Source organism: Bradyrhizobium sp. CCGE-LA001 (assembly GCF_000296215.2).
Taxonomy (GTDB): Bacteria; Pseudomonadota; Alphaproteobacteria; order Rhizobiales; family Xanthobacteraceae; genus Bradyrhizobium.
Genome location: NZ_CP013949.1, coordinates 7576290 through 7596165, shown reverse-complemented (window position 1 = coordinate 7596165; position 19876 = coordinate 7576290). Strand labels below are relative to the sequence as shown.

Below are 19876 nucleotides of genomic sequence, written 5' to 3'. Positions count from 1 at the left end.
CTCCCGTTTCAAATCTTGCAAGCGGCCTTGTGCCGGCCGCTTCGCCTCAAGCTGCCTGATAGGCTGCGCTGCGCGCAGCCATCACGGCGTCGAAAGCCTCTCCCATGATCTCGGTGGATGGGGCAAGGCCGGTGAACAGTTCGAAGGCGTCGGCGGCCTGGTAGATCGCGAGCTCGCGGCCGGTCATGATCCGGGCGCTTTTCTCTCGCGCTGCGGCAAGCAGCGGCGTGATCAGCGGCGAATAGACGGCGTCGGCGACCCACAGATTGGCCCGGAGCAGTCCCGCCGGCACCGGCGTGTCCCGGTTCGGCAGCATGCCGACCGGCGTGCCGTTGACGAGGCCGGTCGCACCATCGAGCGCCTCCTCGACGCTGGCGACAACGCGGGCACCGCCGCGCGGGGCGAGCAGGGCCGCCAGCTTTTCGGCGCGCGCCGGCTCGCTGTCGAAGATCCGGATATCGGCTACGTCCAGGCTCGCCAGCGCAAACGCGATCGCCTTGCCGACGCCGCCGGCCCCGATCACGGCGACGGCGTTGGCGGAGGGTGCCAACAGCGGCGCCACCGCGCGTGCAAAGCCGGTCGTGTCGGTGTTGTGGCCGGTCAGCCGGCCATCCCTGACGACGACGGTGTTCACCGCGCCCATGGCGGCAGCCCCCGGCGCCAGCGCGTCGAGCAGCGGGACCACGGCTTCCTTATAGGGGTAGGTGATGTTGACACCGGCGAAGCCGAGCCGCCGCACGCCTTCCAGCATCATGGCAAGGCCAGCCGCGTCGGCGCCGGCCACCTCGATGAGCTGGTAATGGCCGCGCAGGCCGAGCGCCTCGGCGGCGCGCTCATGCATGGCGGGGGACGCGGAATGCGCGATCGGTGCGCCGATCAGGCCGGTGAGAAGTTTTTGGCTGGCGGCGTATCCGCGCTTCGACATGGTTCGCTATCGTCTCGTTGGGAGCGTCCGGTCCCGGCCCTTAGCGGGGAAATCCGCGTCATTCCAGCTGTGACGATAGCCTTTCCCCGGCCTAACACAATTACCCTTTTATCCGGCAAACCTAACATCATGTTATTTCTTCCGGACGCGTGCCGGGGTGGCCCTGCCATTGCCGCGCGCGGGCTCGACTGCGCGCATCTCGGTGCGCAGAGCGTCGATGAAATTCTCGGCATGGAGCGACAGCGGCGCGCCGCGCTTGACGGCAATATAGGTGTCGAACCGCGTCGGCTCGGTGATCCGCAACAGCTCGATCCCGGGATAGCCGCCATGAGCGACCGTGAACTGGTCGATGATGGCGATGCCGAGCCCCGCCTTCACCAGCGCGCAGACCGTGGTGCCGAAGCGCGCGCGGATGGTGATGTTGTAGTCGAGCCGGTTGCGCGCGAAGATCTCGGCCATGATCCGGCCATAAGGATCGTTCGGGTCGATGCCGATCAGCGGATAGCGCGTGATCTCGGCGGCGGAGACCTGCTTGCGTCCTGCGAGCTCATGGCCCGGCGGCACGATGCAATAGAGCTCGCCCGAGGCGAGCGGCATGAAGTCGAGCCCGGAATGCTCCAGCCGGTAGCTCATCGCGACGCACTCGCCGCGGCCGAGCATCAGATAGTCGATGGCCTCCTCGAGCTTGAGGATGTTGATGTCGATGCCGAGATCCGGATAGCGGCGGCGGACGCGCTCGATCGCGCGCGGCACCATCACCTGCGAGATGCTCGGCACCGAGCCGATGCGCAGCTCCGACAGGCCGCCGCGGCCGATTTTGGAGATGATCTCGGAGAGGTCGTCGACCTTCTTGTAGACGCCGTTGATCTGCTCGAAGATGCTCTCGGCTTCCGGCGTCGGGAAGTAGCGCCCGTTCTGGCGCTGGAAGAAGCGGATGCCGAGCGAGCGCTCGGTGTATTTGACGAGGCGGCTGATGCCCGGCGCCGAGACGTTGAGCAGCTTCGCCGCACCGCCGATGGTGCCTGTCACCATCACGGCGCGGATCACTTCCACCTGGCGCAGCGTCATCATGTCCCGGCTGTCCCGACACGTCCTTTCAGATCATGTCACGGAAGCCGCGCCGTCATCCAGCGCGTTTTCAGGACAGGAAGTGACCGTATTTCGGAATCACGATCTGGCAAACCACGCCGCTCGGACGGTATTCGAGCCTGGTGCCGCCGTTCGGACCGCTCCCCAGGCTGCGCGAGATCAAAGTCTGCCCGAAGCCGGATGCAGTCGGCGGCGTCACCAGCGGCCCGTCGCGCTCTTCCCACTCGATCTGGAGCGCGCCGTCGTCGAGCAGTCCGATCCGCCGAACCGAAAGCTTGCCGGACCGGGTCGAAAGCGCGCCGTATTTCACTGCATTGGTCGTCAGCTCGTGAAAGACGAGCCCGAGCGAGACAGCCGTCTTGGAATCGACGGAGATATCCAGTCCTTCCATCGTGATGCGTCCGCTCGACAGCGTTGCATAAGGCGCGAGCTCGACGCGGAGCACGTCTTTGATCTGCAGATTCTCCCATGACGCATTCGACAGCAGCGTGTGGGTGGCCGCCAGCGCCTGGATGCGGCCGGAGAAGGACTTCTGGAAGTCCTCGATCGTGCGTTCGTGCGATGCGGTGCGCGCGGAAATCGCCAGCACCATCGCCAGCGTATTCTTGACGCGGTGGTCGAGCTCGCCCATCAGGAGAGCCTGGCGGCGCTCGGCGGCCTTGCGCTGCGACAGGTTGATCAGCGTCACCACGCAGCCCTGTGTCCGGTCGCCGGATACGATGAGCGGCGCCGCGCTGATCATGACGTCGGTGACGTCGACGGCCGATGTCTTCACGGCGGCTTCGAGGCCCTGTACCGGAGTGCCGCCAGCGGCCATCGCGACGATGTCGGACCCTGACATCAACTCGGACGCATCGGCAAAAGTCAGCTCGATCGCCTGCTCGAACGGCTTTCCGATCGGAGCTTCGGCGCAGATACGCTCCGCGGCCGCATTGATGTGGGTCACCCGACCGGAGCGGTCGCAGACGATGACGGCCTCGTTGGCGGAGGCGAGAACCGACCGCGCCAGTCGCTCCGACTCCTTGGCGGCGGCGATCTGTTCACGCTCGCTGATATCCGTGAAGGTGATCGCGACGCCGCTTACGATGCCAAAATCGATCGGGGCCCCGGTGAGAAGGAAGCTGCGCTCGATGTGGCCCACCCGAACGTGGATTTCGGACGATTGACGCTCCTTCAGCGCTTGCGTCAGCAGGCGGCGAAACGTGGTTTGATTGACGGCGTCGAGCATGCCGAGCAGCGCCTGACCCGACAATTCGTCGGCCGGCCGGTCGAGCAACGTACACAGTGCCTGGTTGGCATAGAGCAGCTGCCCCTCGGCGTCGAACGCCGCGGCGCCGATATCCATCGCCTCCATGAAAGTGCGGTAGGACTGGCCGCCGCCTTCGAGCGTGAAGACCTGTTCGATGGCTCCGCCCTTGATGACTACGGCATCGATCTCGCCCTCGCGAATGGCCCGGAGCGTCTCTTCGGCCTCGTACAAGCGGGCCTCGAGTTCGTCCCGGGTCAACGCGGATACGAGCGACACCACCGTCATCATTCCTCAACCGACAGATGAACTAGAACTTTCTGAGTATCGGAAAGGTCCCCGATGATCTTGCGAATAGGAACAGGAAGCTCCTTCACCAGGGTCGGGATCGCGACGATGCCGTGCTCGCGGGCCAGCTGCGGCTGCTTCTTCAGATCGACCACCTCGACCTTGTACTTGCCGGCCAGATGCTCGGAGCAGATCTTTTCGAGATTGCGGATCGCGGCGAGCGATTTCGGCGTCTCGCCGGCAACGTAAAGGACGAGCTTAACCGGCTCGCTGCTTGCTTGGGACATGGGTCAGTCCTGTTTTGTCTTGCCGGAAGGGGTGTCGATTCCCCGTCCCCGCGCCATGGCCGCGGCGTCGTCCCGGCTTTGCTGAAGATAATGGTGCTCGGCCGAAACGAGGCGGTTGAGTTCAGCCTCGTCGGCATCGATGTCGGCCTTGAGAGATTCGATTTGCGCAAGGGCGCGTCGCCGGCGCTGCGTCACCTGGTCCTGGAGACGCGCGACCTCGGCCTGTCTGCTGACCTCCGTCCGCCGGGCCCGTGCCTCCTCGTTGCGGCGGGCCGAGCCGGTCAAGGCGCCGCCTTCGCCGAGATAGGGCTCCAGCAGGTGAATGCCGCTGCTCGACATCACGAACTCGCGGACCTGGTTGGAATGAGCGATGCCGCGCGCCTTCAGCAGATAGAGCTCCCGATTGAATTCGCCGTTCGCCTCGCGGTTCAGCAGGAGAATCCAGCCGTCCATCAATGACGACAGGCCGGCATCGGTTTCCGCCTGCTGGACATTGGCGAGATGGGTGAAGACGGCGGTGATGCCGTTGGATTTGAGGTAATCGACGATGCGGAGCAACATCGCCTGTACCTCGGCGATATCGGCTGAGCCCGTGAAGGCGGAGATCGGGTCGAGTACGACCAGCTGCGGCTTGAACCTGCCGATCTCGCGCAACATGATCGCGAGGTGCATCTCAAGCGAGTAGAAGGTCGGGCGCGTCGCGATATAACGCATCTGCCCCTTCTTCAGCCATCGAGCAAGGTCGGTGCCGATCGACCTCATGTTGCGCACGGTCTGCGCCTCGGACTCCTCGAAGGAAAGATAAAGCGCGCGCTCGCCGCGGGCGCAGGCGGCGTCCGCCATCATGCAGGCGAGCGAACTCTTGCCGGAACCGGCGACGCCGGTGAGCAGGATGCTGCTGCCGCGGTAGAAGCCACCACCGGTCAACATGGCATCGAGATCAGGCACGCCGGTCGAGATGCGCTCGTCGAACACCTGATGGCCGAGGCCGAGCGAAGAGACCGGCAGTACGCTGAAACCGTCCTCGTCGATCAGGAACGGATATTCGTTGGTGCCGTGCGCCGTGCCGCGATATTTGACGATGCGCAGCCGCCGTGTGGAGATCTGGTTGTCGACCCGGTGATCCAGCAGGATCACGCAGTCGGACACGTATTCCTCGAGCCCCTGCCGGGTCAGACTGCCGTCACCGCGTTCTCCGGTGATGACGGCTGTCAGGCCCTTCTGCTTGAGCCAATCGAACAGGCGTCGGATCTCGGCGCGCAGGATCGCCGGATTGGAGAAGGCCGAAAACAGGCTCTCGATGGTGTCGAGCACGATGCGCTTTGCGCCGATCTGGTCGACGGCGAATTCGAGCCGCAGGAAGAGAGCCTCGAGGTCGTAGTCGCCGATCTCGGCGACTTCGGAGGGATCGATCGCGATGTGCTCGATATGGATTTTCGACTGGTCGATCAGCCCCTGCAGGTCGAAGCCGAGCGATTCCACGTTGGCGACGATGTCGACCGGGCGCTCCTCGAAGGTCACGAAGACACCGGGCTCGCCGTAGAGCCGCGCGCCATTGAAGAGGAATGTCGAAGCGAACAGTGTTTTTCCGCAGCCAGCCGAACCGCAGACGAGCGACGGCCGTCCGGTGGGAAGGCCGCCCAATGTCAGATCGTCAAAGCCTTCGATGCCGGTTGGAGATTTCGTAATACCTTCAGTCATGCCCTATCCTGGTTCCCACGGATTTTTCTAGGCAAAGAAAAGCGGGCTGCATAGAGGGCCTCAGGGCAAGCATGGCTGATCGTCGCGGGGAACGATGCCGTGGAATGAGCGTTGCGTTTCTCTGCTCCATTTTCCTCCGCACTCAATACCCTTTGATAACTTTGATCGCTTTGACGTGATTGGCAGGTGCTCATTTACCAGTGCGCCGTGTTCACTTGTGCACATACAGCATTATCGCGCCGCCCCATGACTGAGCCTGCTTCGGCAACGGGCCTGGCAAAAAGGGGGACGAGATGAGCGAGTTCGAGGGCCGCTTGCAAAGCGCACTTGATGCGGCTTTGGAAGCCGCTTTCAGTCATGTCAGGCACGGCGGCGATCATGAGAGCCGCAAACTCATCGCTGCCCGGCTGATGGAGGCGGCCCGTTCGGGCGTCACTGCTCTGGAGGAATTGACGGCAGTCGCCCGGCGCGCCCTAATCGATCTCAGAAGCAGATCGTCGGGCTAGGCGACGGAGCTGCTGGGCCGATACCTGGACTTGGCGAACGCCTCATCAGCGAGGCGGGGCGATGCTCCACGAATCGATCAACTGGCGCACGGGATGTTGAATGCTGTGCAAGTTTGTTCGGGTCGCGAGCGCATCCTTGGTGCGACGTTGGTCAACTCGCCGGGCCCTCGGGCAAGCGATTTTCCGCCAGCTCCGTGCGCTCGCTTTCCAGCACCTCGCGCGCGAACTCGATGATCTTCTGCTTGTTCGCCGTTTGATGCACGGCGAAAAACACGCGGTTCAATTCCAGGCCGAGCACGCTGTTGAGAGCAATGTCCTCGTCTTGCATTGTATGTTTCCCTGCGAACGCGTTCAGGTGTAACTGGGCGCCGCTTCTGCCACAAGTAGATTAAACTTTCGGATCAAGCGGAACACCGGCAAACTACGGGAGCAGCGAATTGAGGCAGCTCCCAAATACGTGCTATACGGGAGAAAGAGGGTCAGGAAACGCGCTGATGTCTGCCGCAGGTGCAGTTGACTATGGCCGAGAGGCGCTCGACTTCATCGAAGGCCTCGGGGCCTATACCAAGGTGCCGGATGCGATGAATGCGCTCGAAGCGGCGTTCGGTCGTTTCGGCTTCGAGACCATCATAGTGACGGGATTGCCGAATCCCGACCAGCGCTTTGCGCAGATGGTGCTCGCCAAGCGCTGGCCTGCCGGATGGTTCAGCCTCTACACTGAGAAGAATTACGATCGCTTCGATCCGGTGGTGCGACTTTGCCGGCAATCGGTCAACCCGTTCGAATGGTCGGAAGCGCCTTATGATGCCGAACTCGAGCCGAACGCGGCCGAGGTGATGAATCGTGCCAGCGAGTTTCGCATGTCGCGCGGTTTCATCGTGCCGATTCACGGGCTCACCGGCTACGAGGCCGCGGTGTCGCTCGGCGGCGTCCATCTCGACCTCAATCCCCGCAGCAAGCCGGCGCTGCACCTGATGGCGATGTACGGCTTCGACCACATTCGCCGTCTGCTCGATCCTGCGCCGCACCCGTCGGCGCGTCTGACGCCGCGCGAGCGCGAGGTGATCTCCTGGGCGTCGCAGGGCAAGTCGGCGTGGGAAATCGGCGAAATCCTGCACATCACGCAGCGCACCGCCGAAGAGCATCTTGCAACTGCCGCGCGCAAGCTCGGCGCCGTCAACCGCACGCATGCGGTGGCGCTGGCGATCCGGAACAAGATCATCGCTCCCTAGAGCGCGTACTGGGAAATTTCCCAATACCGGACCTGCGTCTTTTCGCAGATTCTGCCCCCATTGATGATGAATGGGGGATTTCATGATCCACGCAATTTCCGCGGTGAACCGTCACCTTTATCAAGACGTGATCGAGCAGCACTTCCGGCTGCGGCACGAGATTTTCGTCGGGGAGCGCCGTTGGGAAACGCTGCGCAGGCCCGACGGCCGCGAGATCGATTCCTATGACGACGAGGACACCGTCTATCTGCTCGCGCTGGATGGGCGGCGCGTCATTGGGGGACATCGGCTCTATCCAACGACCAAGCCATCGATGATGAGCGAAGTCTTCCCGCATCTGGCATCAGTCCGCGGGTGCCCCGCGGATCCGCTGATCTGGGAATGGTCGCGCTACTTCGTCGTGCGTGATCGCCGCGACGGCGCTCTGAACCTTCAACTGATGGCGGCGGTGCAGGAGTTTTGCCTCGCTCAGGGAATCACGCAGGTCAGTGCGATCATGGAAACCTGGTGGTTGCCGCGCTTCCATGAGGCCGGATTCGTCGTGACGCCGCTTGGCCTGCCGGCGCTGGTGGAGAATGCATGGACCATGGCGGCGACCATCGACATTCGCCAGCAGACGCTCGACGCGCTGCATGATCGCATCGGCATGGCTTCGGTCGTGCGTCAGGACGGCCCGCGTCTGGATGCCGTCGCCCGTGCCAACCTCAGCGGCCTCGCCGCGACGCAACGAAAGAGCGCCTGAAATGTCGAACATGATGCGGGACAGCCAGATCATGGCGCAAACCAAGGACGAAAATCTCGGCTACATGTCCGACATGGCGCTGGAGCTGGCGCAGATGGCGGAAGACACCGGATTGGCGACGCTCGCCTATCTGTTCCGGATGGCGGCGCTGGAGGCCTCGACGGCCAACAGCGTGCTCGCCGAACCGGATGACCTTCCCCGACAGATGACGTCGCACTAGACGCTCACACGCTAACGAATGTCGCATCCTCCCTCGGTCATCCGGGGGAGGTATTCTTTTGGGTGCGACAGGACGCCCCATGCTCCGCGGCAGCCTTCTTGCTTCGCGGGCTGGGCGCATGCGCCGAGATGCAACAAAGTGCATGTTTGGCGCAGAATCGCTCTTGCCTCGGAACGATACTGCCATTACCCATTTTTCCGCCTTGAACAGGCAGGGGGAGCTCTTTCACTGATGGCGACCGTGTTCGAACATCGGCGCGACGCTGCGTGCGCCTGAAAGAGTCTTGATGCTGCTCGTCGTCGAACAGTTCTTGAACGGATTGCAGTTCGGCCTGCTGCTGTTCCTGCTCGCCGCCGGCCTGACGCTGGTGTTCGGGATCATGGATCTCGTCAACCTCGCGCACGGCTCGCTCTATATGATGGGCGCCTATTTTGCCGCGACCTTCGCGGCGTGGACCGGCAGCTTCCTGCTCGGTGCGCTGATGGCGCTAGGGGCCACGCTCGTGCTCGGCATCGTGCTCGAGGTGTCGGCGCTGCGGCATCTCTACGGCCGTGACCATCTCGACCATGTGCTTGCGACCTTCGGCCTGATCCTGTTCTTCAACGAAGCGGTACGGCTGATCTGGGGCCCGGCCGGCCTTGCGCTGCCACTGCCGGCCTGGCTCACCGTGCCGGTGCCGATCCTGCCCGGCATCCACTATCCCGCCTATCGCCTCGCCATCATCGCGGTGGCGCTGCTGGTTGCGCTGCTGCTTTATCTCGGCGTGATGCGCACCCGCATCGGCATGCTGATCCGGGCCGGCGCGTCCAACCGCGAGATGATCGGCGCGCTCGGCATCAACATCAAGCTGCTCTACACGCTGGTGTTCGGCTTGGGCGCCGCCCTCGCGGGCCTCGCCGGCCTGATGCAGGCGCCGATCCTCACCGTGCAGATCGGCATGGGCGAGAACATCCTGATCCTCGCCTTCGTCATCATCGTGATCGGCGGCATCGGCTCGATCCGGGGCGCGTTCCTGGCCGCGATCTTTGTCGGCATGATTGATACGCTTGGCCGCGCCTTCCTGCCGAACCTGCTCCGGCAGGTGTTGAGTGGCGCTGCCGCCTCCACCGCCGCGCCCGCGCTGTCGTCCATGCTGATCTACCTCCTGATGGCGATCGTGCTGGTGGTGCGGCCGGAGGGGCTGTTTCCGGCCAATCGTCGATGAAGACTTTCACTGTGAGCAAGGCCGTCACGGCCCTGATGCTGGCGGGCCTCGCGCTGCTGCCGCTCTATTCGCACCTGACCGGCAACATCTTCATCCTGACGCTGTTCACGCGCATCATCATCCTGGCGCTGGCGGCTGCGAGCCTCAACCTCATCATGGGTTTTGGCGGCATGATGAGTTTCGGCCACGCCGCCTATCTCGGCATCGGCGGCTATGCCGTCGGCATGCTGGCGCAGGAAGGCGTAGGGTCCGGCTTCATCCAGTTTCCGGTCGCGCTCGCCGCGTCGGCGATCTATGCGCTGGTGATCGGCGCACTCTCTCTGCGCACGCGCGGCGTCTATTTCATCATGATCACGCTGGCCTTCGCCCAGATGGCCTATTACGTCGCATCGGGGCTGGCGCGCTACGGCGGCGACGACGGCCTCACCGTCTACAACCGCAGCGACTTCTCCGGTCTGATCAACCTGGGCAACCGCACGCAGTTCTATTATCTCTGTCTTGCCTGCCTGTTCGGCGTGATCGTCCTGATCTGGCGCATCGTCAATTCGCGCTTCGGCCTCGTTGTGCAGGGGCTGCGCTCCAACGAGCAGCGCATGCAGGCAATCGGCTTCCCTGCCAAGCGCTACCAGCTGGTCTGCTTCGTCATATCGGGCACGATGTGCGGCCTTGCCGGCGCGCTGCTCGCCAACAACACCGATTTCGTCAGCCCGGCCGTGATGTACTGGACCCGCTCCGGCGATCTCATGGTGATGGTGATCCTGGGCGGCATGGGCACGCTGTTCGGTCCGATCATGGGCGCGGTGTTTTTCCTGCTGCTGGAAGAGCTGTTGTCGCAGATCACCGAATATTGGGCGCTGATCATGGGCCCGCTGCTGCTGCTCATCGTCCTGTTCGGCCGCGGCGGCATCATGGGCGCGCTCGGGAGGGCTGGCCGTGGCTGAACCCTTGCTCCGCGTCGAGAAGCTGGTGCGCCGCTTCGGCGGCATCATCGCCACCGACAATGTCTCGCTCGACGTCGCCAGCGGTGAGCTACATGCCATCATCGGCCCGAACGGCGCCGGCAAGACCACGCTGATCAGCCAGCTCACCGGCCATCTCGAACCGCATTCCGGCACCGTCTCGCTGGCCGGGCGCGACATCACCTATTTGCCGGCCTATCGCCGTTGCGCGCTGGGCTTGGCACGTTCGTTCCAGATCACCTCGCTGCTGCTCGATTTCACCGCAGCCGACAATGTCGCGCTGGCGGCGCAGGCGCATGCCGGCACGTCGTTCCGCTTCTTCGCGGATGCACGCAAGGAGAAGGGCCTGCGCGATGCCGCGCATGCTGCGCTCGACCGCGTCGGCCTGTTGCATCGCGCCGACGTCGTGGTGTCCAGGCTCAGCCATGGCGAACGCCGCCAGATCGAGCTTGCGGTCGCGCTCGCGAGCAGGCCGAAGTTGCTGCTGCTGGATGAGCCGATGGCCGGCTTGGGCGTCACCGAATCCCAGCGCATGGTGAAGCTGCTCCAGGAGCTGCGGAAGGAAGTGTCGATCGTGCTGGTCGAGCACGACATGCCGGCGGTGTTCGCGCTCGCCGACCGTATCACGGTGCTGGTCTATGGCCGCGTCATCGCCTCTGGCGATCCCGCTGCGATCCGGGCGAACGACGACGTCAAGCGCGCCTATCTCGGCGATCAGCATGTGGTGACGCATCATGGCTGACACGCTGCTCGAGGTCGACGGCATCGAGACCTGCTACGGCCTCTCCCAGGTGCTGTTCGGCCTGTCGCTGTCGATCAAGCCGGGCGAGATGGTCTCGCTGATGGGCCGCAACGGCATGGGCAAGACCACCACCATCCGCTCCATCATGGGTCTGACGCCGGCGCGATCAGGCGCGATCCGCTTCGCGGGCACTGAAGTACGGCAGCTGCCATCGTACAGAATTGCAAAGCTCGGCGTCGGCCTCGTTCCCGAGGGACGCCAGATCTTCCCGAATCTCACCGTGCGTGAAAACCTGGTCGCGGCCGCCGCCGATCGTTTCGGTAGTCCGAATCCCTGGACGCTGGCCGCGATCTACGTGTTGTTTCCGCGCCTCGCCGAGCGCGCCGCCAACATGGGCAACCAGCTCTCCGGCGGCGAGCAGCAGATGCTTGCCATCGGCCGCGCGCTGATGACCAACCCGAAGCTGCTGATCCTGGATGAAGCGACCGAGGGTCTCGCGCCGCTGATCCGCGAAGAGATCTGGAATTGCCTGTCGCTGCTCAAGAGCCGGGGACAGTCGATCCTGGTCGTCGACAAGAACGTCGACCATCTCGCCCGCATTTGCGACCGCCATTACATCATCGAGCGCGGCAAGACGGTGTGGAGCGGCACCTCCGACCAATTGATGGCGGAGCCGGATCTCCAGCACAAATATCTGGGAATCTGACGCGTTCGTTGCCCTGAACCGCCGCACCGCAAGGTCGCTTCGAGCAAATCCAGTTTCGAAATCCTCCAAACTGCGCGCTGTCCCCTTGAGCGCGCCGCCGTCTGCCGTCAAAGAGGCCGCGATGTAAGCGGATTCGATGCGGGACTTTTACGAGCAAATTATCGGACGGCCCAAAGACGACATCGGTTCCGCGCAAGGAGCTTCAACGAGAGGCCAATGGCTGGATTTCCCGGGCTGCGTGTTCGTCAGAGGTGAGTTTCGCGCCGATGCGAACGGGCCTGCGATGGGCGCGGCGGGCTTGTTCATCTCTGTGGTTTTCGATGACGGTGCAGACCGCGGCAGTTCGACGCGCGCGATAAGGCAGATCACGACAATTGCCGTGCGCGAATCCCTCGCGATGTGCCGCTCGGTCCGGCGCGACGAACGTCCTGCGATCGGCCTGGCACTGCCCCAGACTTCGATCGATGAGCTCGGCCTCGGCGATGAATTTCGGGCGCTGTTCCGGGACGAGGGGGCTAAGCCGGCCATCGTCTCGCTGGTGGCATCTGCACGCGTGCAGGCCGTCGCGGCGGAAATGTTCTCGCCGCCGGTCGCCGGAAACGCGGCGCAATTGTTGCTGTCGGCGCATGCCGCCGAGATCGTCGTCCATGCCTTGTGCAGCGAGCGTGGCCGGATCGCACTCGATCCGGCGACCGACCTCCAGCGGATGCGGCTGCAATCGGTCAAGGAGCGGATGGACGCCGATCTTGCTTACCGCTGGGGCATCGACGAGCTGGCGCGCAACGCAGGGCTGAGCCGGCGGTCCTTCAACCAGAAATTCCAGATGGCGTATGGCGAGAGCGCGATCGACTATTTGCGGGCCCGGCGGCTCGATGCCGCACGTGACCTTCTGATTCATCAACGGTTGTCAGTCACCGAGGCAGCCTTTCGGGTCGGCTACGCCCATCCGGCCAATTTCGCGACGGCCTTTCGCAGGCACTTCGGCTATTCGCCCAGCCGCTGTCAGTAGCGGCGAGAGGATTGCGCGCCGGCCGAAATGTTTCGCGATGTGTCTGCGTCGTTCGCGATGAGGTCTCCGTCCGCAGTCTTGAAAGGCTCCACCTGGAATCAAAGACGATTTGCGCAGCCGCAAAGGCGGTGCGCGCCCCGATCTGATTACTCCCGGGTTTGCTTAAAGACGGAACTTGGGGAAGATGATGCGGCGCGACGACGGAGAGACGTTCGGTTGGGAACGGGTGGTGAAGGCCGGACTGGGTGTGGCCGGCCTCGGGGTGGTGCTGCACGCCACACCGACGCTCGCCCAGGTCTCCGGGACGAATTCGGGATCGACGGCGGGGACCTTGCCTCCCGTCACCGTCGAGGCGCCGAACCAGGCGCGTCCGCGTGCCCAGTCCGCCCAGCGCAATTCAGTATCACAGCGCGGCCGCGTCGCGGCGCAGCGCAATGCCGCATCCGGCCCGGCCCGAAATCCGGACGCGCGCGAGGCTGGCATCGGCGAAGGCAAGCTGGCGAGCGAGAACAGCTACGTCGCCAACAGCAGTTCTGCCGGCACCAAGACGAACACTCCGCTGCTGGAGACGCCGCAGTCGATCTCGGTCGTGACGCGCAAGGAGCTCAACGATCGCGCCGTGCAGACGTTGACGGAGGCGGTCGGCTATGAGCCGGGCGTCCGCATCGATGCCTCCGGCTATGATCCGCGTTTCGATGCCATCTCGATCCGCGGCTTCGACATCACCTATAACGGCATCTATCTCGACGGCTTGCGCCTCGTCGGCGCCGGTCTCGGCGTGTTCAAGACCGAGCCCTATGGCGTCGACAGCATCACGGTGGTCCGCGGGCCCAGCTCGGCGCTCTATGGCCTTGGCTCGCCCGGGGGACTCATCGACCTCTCGAGCAAGCTGCCGACCAGCCAGCCGTTTCACGAGGTGCAGACCGTGTTCGGCGACCGCGAGCGCATCCAAGGCAATTTCGATTTCTCGGGACCGGTCGATCCCAACGGCCAGTTTTCGTACCGGCTGACCGGCGTGATGCGTGACGCCAACGTGTTCGTGCCCGGCGGCAAGGACAACAGGACCTACATCGCTCCCGCCTTTACCTGGAAGCCGGATCAATCGACGACACTCACGATTCTCGGCTCCTATCAGAAGTCGAAGACGCCCGGATCCATGTTCACCTATTCCACGGGTACCGGCATCGCCACCGATGTTTTCACCGGCAGCCCGTCTTACAATTCGCTCGACCAGGAGCAGGGACGTGTCGGCTATTTGTTCGAGCACGCGTTCAACAACGACATCACCGTCCGCCAGAAATTCCGCTACGTCGATATCGATGCGGTCACCCGCTATGTCGGTTTTCTCGGCGCTCCCGTGGGCAATGTGGTCTCGCGCTATACCGGCCTTGTTCATGACACGCTGCAATCGGCCATCATGGACAATCAGGTCGAGGCCAAGCTTTCGACCGGGCCGGTGCAGCACACGCTGCTGGTCGGCACTGACTACACCGCGTCGAAGTTCAACGACAGGCAGGGTTTCGGCTTCGGTGTCTCCGACCTCAACGTGGCCTCGCCAGTCTACGCGCCGGAATCGATTCCCGATCCTGCGATCTCGTCCTCGACGCAGCAGCGGCAGACCCAGTCCGGCGTGTACATCCAGGATCAGGCCAGGCTCGACCATTGGCTCCTGACGCTGAGCGGCCGCAGCGACTGGGTCAGCACCACTGGCGAGAATCTGTTCGCGCTGACGCGGCAGCAGCAATCCGATCAGGCCTATAGCGGCCGTGCCGGTCTGACCTACGTGTTCGATTCCGGCGTGGCGCCCTATGTCGCCTATTCGACTTCGTTCTTTCCCAATCTCGGCGTCGACCCCTCGGGCGCCTTCTTCAAGCCCACCACCGGCAAGCAGACCGAGGTCGGTATCAAGTATCAGCCGCAGGGGACGAGGAGTTTCATCACCGCCGCGGTGTTCGACCTGACCCAGGACGGCGGGCTGGTCACGACGGGAACGGGCGTGACGGTCCAGCGCGGCGAGATTCAAAGCCGCGGCTTCGAATTGCAGGGGCTCGCGAGTCTCGGCGGCGGTTTCGACATCACCTCGTCCTACACCTATCTCGACATGGTCACCAAGCAGGCCGGCGACAGTTCGCTGGTCGGCAAGTTTCCGTCGGGCAATCCTCCGCACACGGCAACGCTATGGGGCAACTATACCCTGCCGTTTGCCGGCCCGTTCGCGGGGCTGAGCATCGGTGGCGGCGTGCGTTACATGTCGTGGAGCTATGGCGACGATCTGAACACGTTCAGGAACAGCTCGGTGACCCTGGTCGACGCGGCGCTGAAATATGATTTCGGCCAGGCGGCGAAGGAGCTGAAGGGGCTTCAGTTCCAGGTCAACGCCAAGAACCTGTTCAATCTGCACTACACCACGTGCCAGGTGGGTTATTGCTACCGCGGCGCCCCGCTGACCGTCATCGCCACGCTCGGCTATCGCTGGTGAACGTTGCCGCAGGAAGGAAACGGCCGGACGGTCACCAATAGATGCCGTGGCGGTGCAGTTCGCGGATCACGCGGGCTTCGACGGACGGCTGCCGGCGCTTCGGCTTCGGCGCCTCGATTGTCCTTGCCGCCGGTGCGGGGCTCGATTGAACAGGAGCCGTTGCAGTCGACGCCGTTGCGGCCGGCGGAGCTGACGTTGGCGTTGTGGTCGCTGTCTGCACGCTTGCCGGTGACGGTGACGTCGCCTGCGGCGGTGTGGCGGCCGGCTGCTCGGTGACCGGTTGGTTTGCATTGGCTGCGGCTAAGCTGAGGCCTCGCGAACCGCCCGCATAGGCGTGGTTTGCCAGCAGCGACACCGCGGCGATCAGAACAAGCCTGCGCATGGGAAGCCCCGTATCTGTCAATCCGCCTTACCTATTTCGCATCCCCTTGGCGTTAGCGCGCCAGGCGATGCACGCCGATCTCGATCAAGGTGGTCCGGCACGACAGGCGATAGATCAGGTTGAACAATTGACCCCACATGACCGAACTCCATTGTTGATCACACGCAGGCAGCCTAGCGCGGCCGTTTTTCCGGCGGTTTTCGAGACATTGGGGAATTGGCTTCGTCGGCGCACGGAGTGATGTCGTCGGAACAGGCCGGACGAAGTCGCCTCACGCCGGCGTGAGGCCTATCCCCATCAAAACGTCTCGAAATATTCGCGGTGCTCCCAGTCGGTCACCTCTGACAGGAAGCGGTCGATCTCGGCGTTCTTGATGTGGGTGTAATAGTCGACGAATTCCGGCCCGAACTTCTCGCGGAAGAACGGATCATCCTTCAGCGCGCTGACCGCATCACGCAGTGACTTCGGCAGCAGCGGTGCCTTGGTCTCGTAGGGCGTGTCGGCGGACGGGCCGGGATCGAGCTTGCGATCGACGCCGTCGAGGCCCGACAGGATCTGCGAGGCCATGTAGAGATAGGGATTGGCGGCGGGCTCGCCGATGCGGTTCTCCAGGCGCGTCGCGGCATCATTGGCGCCACCGAGCACGCGGATCATCACGCCGCGATTGTCGCGGCCCCAGATCGCGCGATCCGGCGCCAGCGAATAGGAGCGGTAGCGCTTGTAGCCGTTGATGGTCGGCGTCGTGAACACGGCGGAGGCGCGGGCGTGGTCGAGCAGGCCCGCCAGGTACGCCTTGCCGAACGGGCTGAGCGGCTCGCCGCCGTCTTTCGCCATGAAGAGGTTCTCACCGCTTGCGCGCGACACGACCGACTGGTGCAGATGCCAGCCGCTCGCGAACACGTTCGGCAGCTTCGGCCGGCACATGAAGGTGGCGTGATAGCCGTTACGGCGCGCGATCTGCTTCACGGCCGAGCGGAACAGCACCATGTTGTCGGCGGGCTCCAGGCCCTTCTTCGGTGCGAAGGTGAATTCGCACTGGCTCGGCCCGAACTCGACTTCGACCGAGCGCAGCGGCAGCCCGAGCGCCACGATGTCACGCCGCAGGATCTCCAGCACCGGCTCCATCTGATCGAAGCGCTGCTCGGTGAGGTATTGATAGCCGTGGCTGAGCAGGCTCACCGAGGGCGGCGTGCCCGGCTGGCCGGCGTCCTCAGGCCGCATATGCGCATCGTCGAGCTTGAAGATGTGGAATTCGACTTCGAGGCCTGCGACGAAATCATGGCCGCGGGCGGCGAGCTCATCGAGCACCTTGCGATAGAGCCCGCGCGTTGCGAACGGCACCGGACGGCCATCGCCAAAATAGAGGTCGCACAGCACCCAGCCCGTCGTGGGCGCCCACGGCAGCACGCGAAACGTGCTGGGATCGGCGACCATCAGCACGTCCGCCGCGCCCTCCATCTCCTTCATGCCGAAGCCGCCGCCCGCGGTGAACACCGGAAACACCGTGCGGTGCGAGGTGTCCTTGGCAAGCATGGTGGTGGTGATGGAGCAGCCGCTCTCCAGCGAGGCAATCGCCTCGGAGGCGATGATGGTCTTGCCGCGCAGGATGCCGTGCTGGTCGGGGAAGGCGAGGCGGATGACCTCGAGGTTCTTGTCCTCGGCGATGCGGCGCATGCGCGCCGCCGCGTCCTTCTGCTCATCCGACCACAGCGCATGGCGCGCGACGAAAGTCACTTCATCACTCCTTCAACTGCCGTAGGGTGGGCAAAGCGAAGCGTGCCCACCGTGTCTATCGTCCTCACGGAACCATGGTGGGCACGGCGCTTTGCGCCTTTGCCCACCCTACGGGGTCCGTGCATGGACGTTCACTCCGCCGCCGTCAGCCGGTGCACATTGTCGGCGATGTCCTTGGGCACCGGCGCGGTCCACGGCGCGCCGCGGCGGCGCTTGACGTCGACCTCCATCCAGTAGGTCTCCCAGCCCCGCGTCGGGCCGATGCCGTCCATGGTCGCCGGCCCCTGGATGCTGCGCGCATTGGCTTCGTCCAGGAACAGCATCGGCTTCTCGCCGCCAGAGACCTTCTCGATCTCCTGCCGCAGCAGGCGGCGATATTGCACGATCGCCTTGTCGCTCGAACCGAGATGCTCCTTGGTGCGGTCCTGGATCGCGCCCATGGATTCCACCGCCCATTGGTCGTGGACATTGATGTCGGTGCCCATGCCGGTATAGGTCGCGGTCTGCTGCTCGTGCGGATCGAAGCCGTAATCGTTGCTGCGGTTCTTGCGCGACTTGTAGTCCGGCAGCTCGTAGAGCTCGAGCCGCTGCTCGCGCATCTTTTGCTTGTCGACCGGGTTCAAATAGCTGGTGAAGATCGCGTACCAGTAGCAGTTCTCGTCATCCACAGGCACGTGCCACTGCGTGATCGTCATCTCCGTGCTCATGGGGATGACGAAGCCGTGCGGGAAGAGCTGGTTGGTGACGCGCACATGGGTACGCTCCTCGTCGATCTCGCGCAGCGCGATCAGCCGCAGGCCATATTCGGTGTGCTCGACATTGATGATCGGGCGGTCGTATTCGCGCAGGATTTTGGTCATCGGCAGATCGGAGCCGGCGGAAGCCCCGCGGAATTGCTTGCCGTAGGCAGTGGACGTGTCCTCGTCCTCGAAGAAGCGGTGCAGATAGGAGGCGTGCGCGGGATCGATGCCGACTTCAAGCGCCTGCAGCCAGTTGCAGGCCATGTGGCCCTTGAAAGCGAAAGTATGAGTGCCGGGCGCGACGAAACAGTCGAGCTCCGGGAATGCCGGCGGGGCGCCTTCGCCCAGATAAGCCCAGAGAATGCCGCTCTTCTCGACCACGGGGTAGGAGCGCTGGCGGATATTCTGGCAGAGCTTTGACTCCTTCGGCTCGGCCGGCGTCTCGATGCATTGGCCGGTAGCGTCGAACAGCCAGCCATGGAAGGCACAGCGCAAGCCGCCATGTTCGAGCCGGCCGAAGGCGAGGTCGGCGCCGCGATGCGCACAATGGCGGTCGATCAGGCCGTAGCGTCCGCTCTCGTCGCGGAACAGCACCAGGTTCTCGCCGAGCAGCTTGACCGGACGGATCGGCCGCGAGCCCTCGAGCTCATCGACCAGCGCCGCCGGCTGCCAATAGCTCCGCATCAGCTTGCCGCAGGGGTCCTTCGGCCCGGTGCGGGTGATCAGGTCGTTCTGCTCCTGGCTCATCATGGCGCATGCATCCTTGTGGAGTGGCGTGTTCGCCTATTGAACGAATGGGCGAATTATGACATGCCTTGAAAGGGCGGCAAGCACTATTTTGCAGGATTGTCCCGAGGCGATGCCTAAGCTGAAGCGGAATGAGACCGAGGATCGGTCGACAGATTTCGTCGAGGCGCTCGATCGTGGCCTGCGCCTGCTTCAATGTTTTGGCGCGACTGCCGGCCCGATGACGCTGAGCGATCTCGCACGGGCCGCCGATCTGCCGCGCGCCACCGCGCGGCGCATGCTGTTCACGCTGCAGCGCGGCGGTTACGTCGGTGGTGATGGCAAGCTGTTCTCGCTGACGCCCCATGTGCTGACCCTGGCGGCGTCGTATTTGCGCTCCAATCAGCTCGTTGCGGTGCTTCAGCCCGTGCTCGATCGCGTAGCGACCGCGGCCAACGAAATCTCCTCCCTCGCGGTGCTGGATCACGATGATGTCGTGTTCGTCGCGCGCAGCAGTCCGGCGCGGATGTTCTCCGGGGGGCTCGAGATCGGCTATCGGCTGCCGGCCTTCTGCACCTCGGTCGGCCGCGCCATGCTCGGTCAGCTCGACGATGTCGAGCTTGCCGCGCGTCTGAAGGCGATGACGCGCGAGGCGTTGACGCCGCAGACCGTGACGGACCCGAAGGCGCTGCTCGCGCGCATCGCTTCCGACCGCGCGCATGCCTATTCACTGGTCGATCGTGAAGCCGAGCCGCATTTCCGCTCGATCTCGGTTCCCGTGCATCGTTACGACAATGTGATCGTCGCCGCCATCAACATGGGCGCCCATGTCGATCGCGTGACGGAACGGGAATTGATCGATCGTTTTCTGCCGCTGCTGCGCGATGGCGCGGAGTCGGTGCGCTCGCAACTGCTGTGAGCTTCGCTAGCCGCGCGCACAGGTCGCGGTGCACATGCGC

Annotated in this window: 20 protein-coding genes; 11 read left to right on the top strand and 9 right to left on the bottom strand. The window is 63.9% G+C overall.

All coding sequences use genetic code 11. The annotated features are described in order from the left end of the window. Positions 1 to 46 precede the first annotated feature (46 nt). The 5 genes from BCCGELA001_RS34545 to kaiC all read right to left on the bottom strand — a co-directional run bounded on the left by BCCGELA001_RS34545 (position 47) and on the right by kaiC (position 5536). Positions 47 to 925, bottom strand: a complete 879-nt coding sequence (locus BCCGELA001_RS34545) for a shikimate dehydrogenase (RefSeq protein WP_060737330.1) — start codon at positions 923 to 925, stop codon at positions 47 to 49. A 132-nt stretch (positions 926 to 1057) separates the two neighbouring features. Further along, positions 1058 to 1996 carry a LysR family transcriptional regulator gene (locus BCCGELA001_RS34540; RefSeq protein ID WP_008540909.1) on the bottom strand — a complete coding sequence of 313 codons (939 nt, stop codon included), beginning with the start codon at positions 1994 to 1996 and terminating at the stop codon, positions 1058 to 1060. 67 nt (positions 1997 to 2063) lie between these two features. Further along, positions 2064 to 3548, bottom strand: a complete 1485-nt coding sequence (locus BCCGELA001_RS34535) for a sensor histidine kinase (protein ID WP_063921176.1) — start codon at positions 3546 to 3548, stop codon at positions 2064 to 2066. Continuing rightward, positions 3548 to 3835, bottom strand: coding sequence for a circadian clock KaiB family protein (locus BCCGELA001_RS34530; RefSeq protein ID WP_008540910.1), 288 nt, complete (start codon positions 3833 to 3835; stop codon positions 3548 to 3550). The genes BCCGELA001_RS34535 and BCCGELA001_RS34530 overlap by 1 nt, the downstream gene beginning before the upstream one ends. A 3-nt stretch (positions 3836 to 3838) precedes the next feature. Next, positions 3839 to 5536 (bottom strand): circadian clock protein KaiC, encoded by a 1698-nt coding sequence (gene kaiC / locus BCCGELA001_RS34525; RefSeq protein WP_060737329.1) that lies wholly within the window; start codon positions 5534 to 5536, stop codon positions 3839 to 3841. Between the two features lie 293 nt (positions 5537 to 5829). On the opposite strand from kaiC, the gene BCCGELA001_RS34520 reads away from it, so the two are divergent. Next, complete coding sequence (locus BCCGELA001_RS34520) at positions 5830 to 6042, top strand: hypothetical protein (protein ID WP_008540912.1); 213 nt, start codon at positions 5830 to 5832, stop codon at positions 6040 to 6042. 151 nt (positions 6043 to 6193) lie between these two features. Here BCCGELA001_RS34520 and BCCGELA001_RS38565 read toward each other — a convergent pair whose 3' ends face one another. Further along, positions 6194 to 6370, bottom strand: coding sequence for a hypothetical protein (locus BCCGELA001_RS38565; RefSeq protein ID WP_060737328.1), 177 nt, complete (start codon positions 6368 to 6370; stop codon positions 6194 to 6196). Positions 6371 to 6536: 166 nt separating this feature from the next. Between BCCGELA001_RS38565 and BCCGELA001_RS34510 the strand changes: the two genes are divergently transcribed. The 9 genes from BCCGELA001_RS34510 to BCCGELA001_RS34470 all read left to right on the top strand — a co-directional run bounded on the left by BCCGELA001_RS34510 (position 6537) and on the right by BCCGELA001_RS34470 (position 15335). Then, complete coding sequence (locus BCCGELA001_RS34510) at positions 6537 to 7274, top strand: LuxR family transcriptional regulator (protein ID WP_060737327.1); 738 nt, start codon at positions 6537 to 6539, stop codon at positions 7272 to 7274. A gap of 82 nt (positions 7275 to 7356) precedes the next feature. Then, complete coding sequence (locus BCCGELA001_RS34505) at positions 7357 to 8016, top strand: acyl-homoserine-lactone synthase (RefSeq protein WP_060738014.1); 660 nt, start codon at positions 7357 to 7359, stop codon at positions 8014 to 8016. A 1-nt stretch (position 8017) separates the two neighbouring features. Next, positions 8018 to 8236, top strand: a complete 219-nt coding sequence (locus BCCGELA001_RS34500; protein ID WP_008540920.1) for a hypothetical protein — start codon at positions 8018 to 8020, stop codon at positions 8234 to 8236. A 286-nt stretch (positions 8237 to 8522) separates the two neighbouring features. Next, the gene (locus BCCGELA001_RS34495) at positions 8523 to 9440 is read left to right on the top strand and encodes a branched-chain amino acid ABC transporter permease (RefSeq protein ID WP_060737326.1); all 918 of its coding nucleotides are present in this window, start codon (positions 8523 to 8525) and stop codon (positions 9438 to 9440) included. Further along, positions 9437 to 10381 carry a branched-chain amino acid ABC transporter permease gene (locus BCCGELA001_RS34490; protein WP_008565395.1) on the top strand — a complete coding sequence of 315 codons (945 nt, stop codon included), beginning with the start codon at positions 9437 to 9439 and terminating at the stop codon, positions 10379 to 10381. The genes BCCGELA001_RS34495 and BCCGELA001_RS34490 overlap by 4 nt, the downstream gene beginning before the upstream one ends. Next, a complete protein-coding gene (locus BCCGELA001_RS34485) occupies positions 10374 to 11141 on the top strand; it encodes an ABC transporter ATP-binding protein (RefSeq protein ID WP_060737325.1) in 768 nt (255 codons plus the stop codon). Before BCCGELA001_RS34490 ends, BCCGELA001_RS34485 begins: the two co-directional genes overlap by 8 nt. Then, complete coding sequence (locus BCCGELA001_RS34480) at positions 11134 to 11847, top strand: ABC transporter ATP-binding protein (protein ID WP_008540930.1); 714 nt, start codon at positions 11134 to 11136, stop codon at positions 11845 to 11847. The genes BCCGELA001_RS34485 and BCCGELA001_RS34480 overlap by 8 nt, the downstream gene beginning before the upstream one ends. Before the next feature lie 379 nt (positions 11848 to 12226). Beyond that, positions 12227 to 12856: a helix-turn-helix transcriptional regulator gene (locus BCCGELA001_RS34475; RefSeq protein WP_236840804.1), complete on the top strand. Its 630-nt coding sequence runs from the start codon at positions 12227 to 12229 to the stop codon at positions 12854 to 12856. Positions 12857 to 13040: 184 nt separating this feature from the next. Continuing rightward, complete coding sequence (locus BCCGELA001_RS34470) at positions 13041 to 15335, top strand: TonB-dependent siderophore receptor (protein WP_236840803.1); 2295 nt, start codon at positions 13041 to 13043, stop codon at positions 15333 to 15335. 31 nt (positions 15336 to 15366) lie between these two features. Here the strand turns inward: BCCGELA001_RS34470 and BCCGELA001_RS34465 are convergent, their stop codons facing one another. From BCCGELA001_RS34465 to BCCGELA001_RS34455, 3 genes are all read right to left on the bottom strand, one after another. Next, a complete protein-coding gene (locus BCCGELA001_RS34465) occupies positions 15367 to 15717 on the bottom strand; it encodes a hypothetical protein (RefSeq protein WP_008540944.1) in 351 nt (116 codons plus the stop codon). 297 nt (positions 15718 to 16014) lie between these two features. Next, complete coding sequence (locus tag BCCGELA001_RS34460) at positions 16015 to 17451, bottom strand: glutamine synthetase family protein (protein ID WP_060737323.1); 1437 nt, start codon at positions 17449 to 17451, stop codon at positions 16015 to 16017. 131 nt (positions 17452 to 17582) lie between these two features. After that, positions 17583 to 18941, bottom strand: a complete 1359-nt coding sequence (locus tag BCCGELA001_RS34455; protein ID WP_060737322.1) for an aromatic ring-hydroxylating dioxygenase subunit alpha — start codon at positions 18939 to 18941, stop codon at positions 17583 to 17585. A 109-nt stretch (positions 18942 to 19050) separates the two neighbouring features. Here BCCGELA001_RS34455 and BCCGELA001_RS34450 point away from each other — a divergent pair, with 109 nt between their 5' ends. After that, positions 19051 to 19836 (top strand): IclR family transcriptional regulator domain-containing protein, encoded by a 786-nt coding sequence (locus tag BCCGELA001_RS34450; RefSeq protein ID WP_008540954.1) that lies wholly within the window; start codon positions 19051 to 19053, stop codon positions 19834 to 19836. Positions 19837 to 19876: the final 40 nt, after the last annotated feature.

Excerpts from the sequence above, each read along its gene's own strand:
- BCCGELA001_RS34500 (WP_008540920.1), top strand. The coding sequence starts at position 8,018 with ATGTCGAACATGATGCGGGACAGCCAGATCATGGCGCAAACCAAGGAC.
- BCCGELA001_RS34480 (WP_008540930.1), top strand. The coding sequence starts at position 11,134 with ATGGCTGACACGCTGCTCGAGGTCGACGGCATCGAGACCTGCTACGGC.
- BCCGELA001_RS34540 (WP_008540909.1), bottom strand. The coding sequence starts at position 1,996 with ATGATGACGCTGCGCCAGGTGGAAGTGATCCGCGCCGTGATGGTGACA.
- BCCGELA001_RS34505 (WP_060738014.1), top strand. The coding sequence starts at position 7,357 with ATGATCCACGCAATTTCCGCGGTGAACCGTCACCTTTATCAAGACGTG.
- BCCGELA001_RS34450 (WP_008540954.1), top strand. The coding sequence starts at position 19,051 with ATGCCTAAGCTGAAGCGGAATGAGACCGAGGATCGGTCGACAGATTTC.
- BCCGELA001_RS34535 (WP_063921176.1), bottom strand. The coding sequence starts at position 3,548 with ATGACGGTGGTGTCGCTCGTATCCGCGTTGACCCGGGACGAACTCGAG.
- BCCGELA001_RS38565 (WP_060737328.1), bottom strand. The coding sequence starts at position 6,370 with ATGCAAGACGAGGACATTGCTCTCAACAGCGTGCTCGGCCTGGAATTG.
- BCCGELA001_RS34545 (WP_060737330.1), bottom strand. The coding sequence starts at position 925 with ATGTCGAAGCGCGGATACGCCGCCAGCCAAAAACTTCTCACCGGCCTG.
- BCCGELA001_RS34465 (WP_008540944.1), bottom strand. The coding sequence starts at position 15,717 with ATGCGCAGGCTTGTTCTGATCGCCGCGGTGTCGCTGCTGGCAAACCAC.
- BCCGELA001_RS34510 (WP_060737327.1), top strand. The coding sequence starts at position 6,537 with ATGTCTGCCGCAGGTGCAGTTGACTATGGCCGAGAGGCGCTCGACTTC.
- BCCGELA001_RS34520 (WP_008540912.1), top strand. The coding sequence starts at position 5,830 with ATGAGCGAGTTCGAGGGCCGCTTGCAAAGCGCACTTGATGCGGCTTTG.
- BCCGELA001_RS34495 (WP_060737326.1), top strand. The coding sequence starts at position 8,523 with ATGCTGCTCGTCGTCGAACAGTTCTTGAACGGATTGCAGTTCGGCCTG.
- BCCGELA001_RS34470 (WP_236840803.1), top strand. The coding sequence starts at position 13,041 with ATGATGCGGCGCGACGACGGAGAGACGTTCGGTTGGGAACGGGTGGTG.
- BCCGELA001_RS34530 (WP_008540910.1), bottom strand. The coding sequence starts at position 3,835 with ATGTCCCAAGCAAGCAGCGAGCCGGTTAAGCTCGTCCTTTACGTTGCC.
- kaiC (WP_060737329.1), bottom strand. The coding sequence starts at position 5,536 with ATGACTGAAGGTATTACGAAATCTCCAACCGGCATCGAAGGCTTTGAC.
- BCCGELA001_RS34490 (WP_008565395.1), top strand. The coding sequence starts at position 9,437 with ATGAAGACTTTCACTGTGAGCAAGGCCGTCACGGCCCTGATGCTGGCG.
- BCCGELA001_RS34455 (WP_060737322.1), bottom strand. The coding sequence starts at position 18,941 with ATGATGAGCCAGGAGCAGAACGACCTGATCACCCGCACCGGGCCGAAG.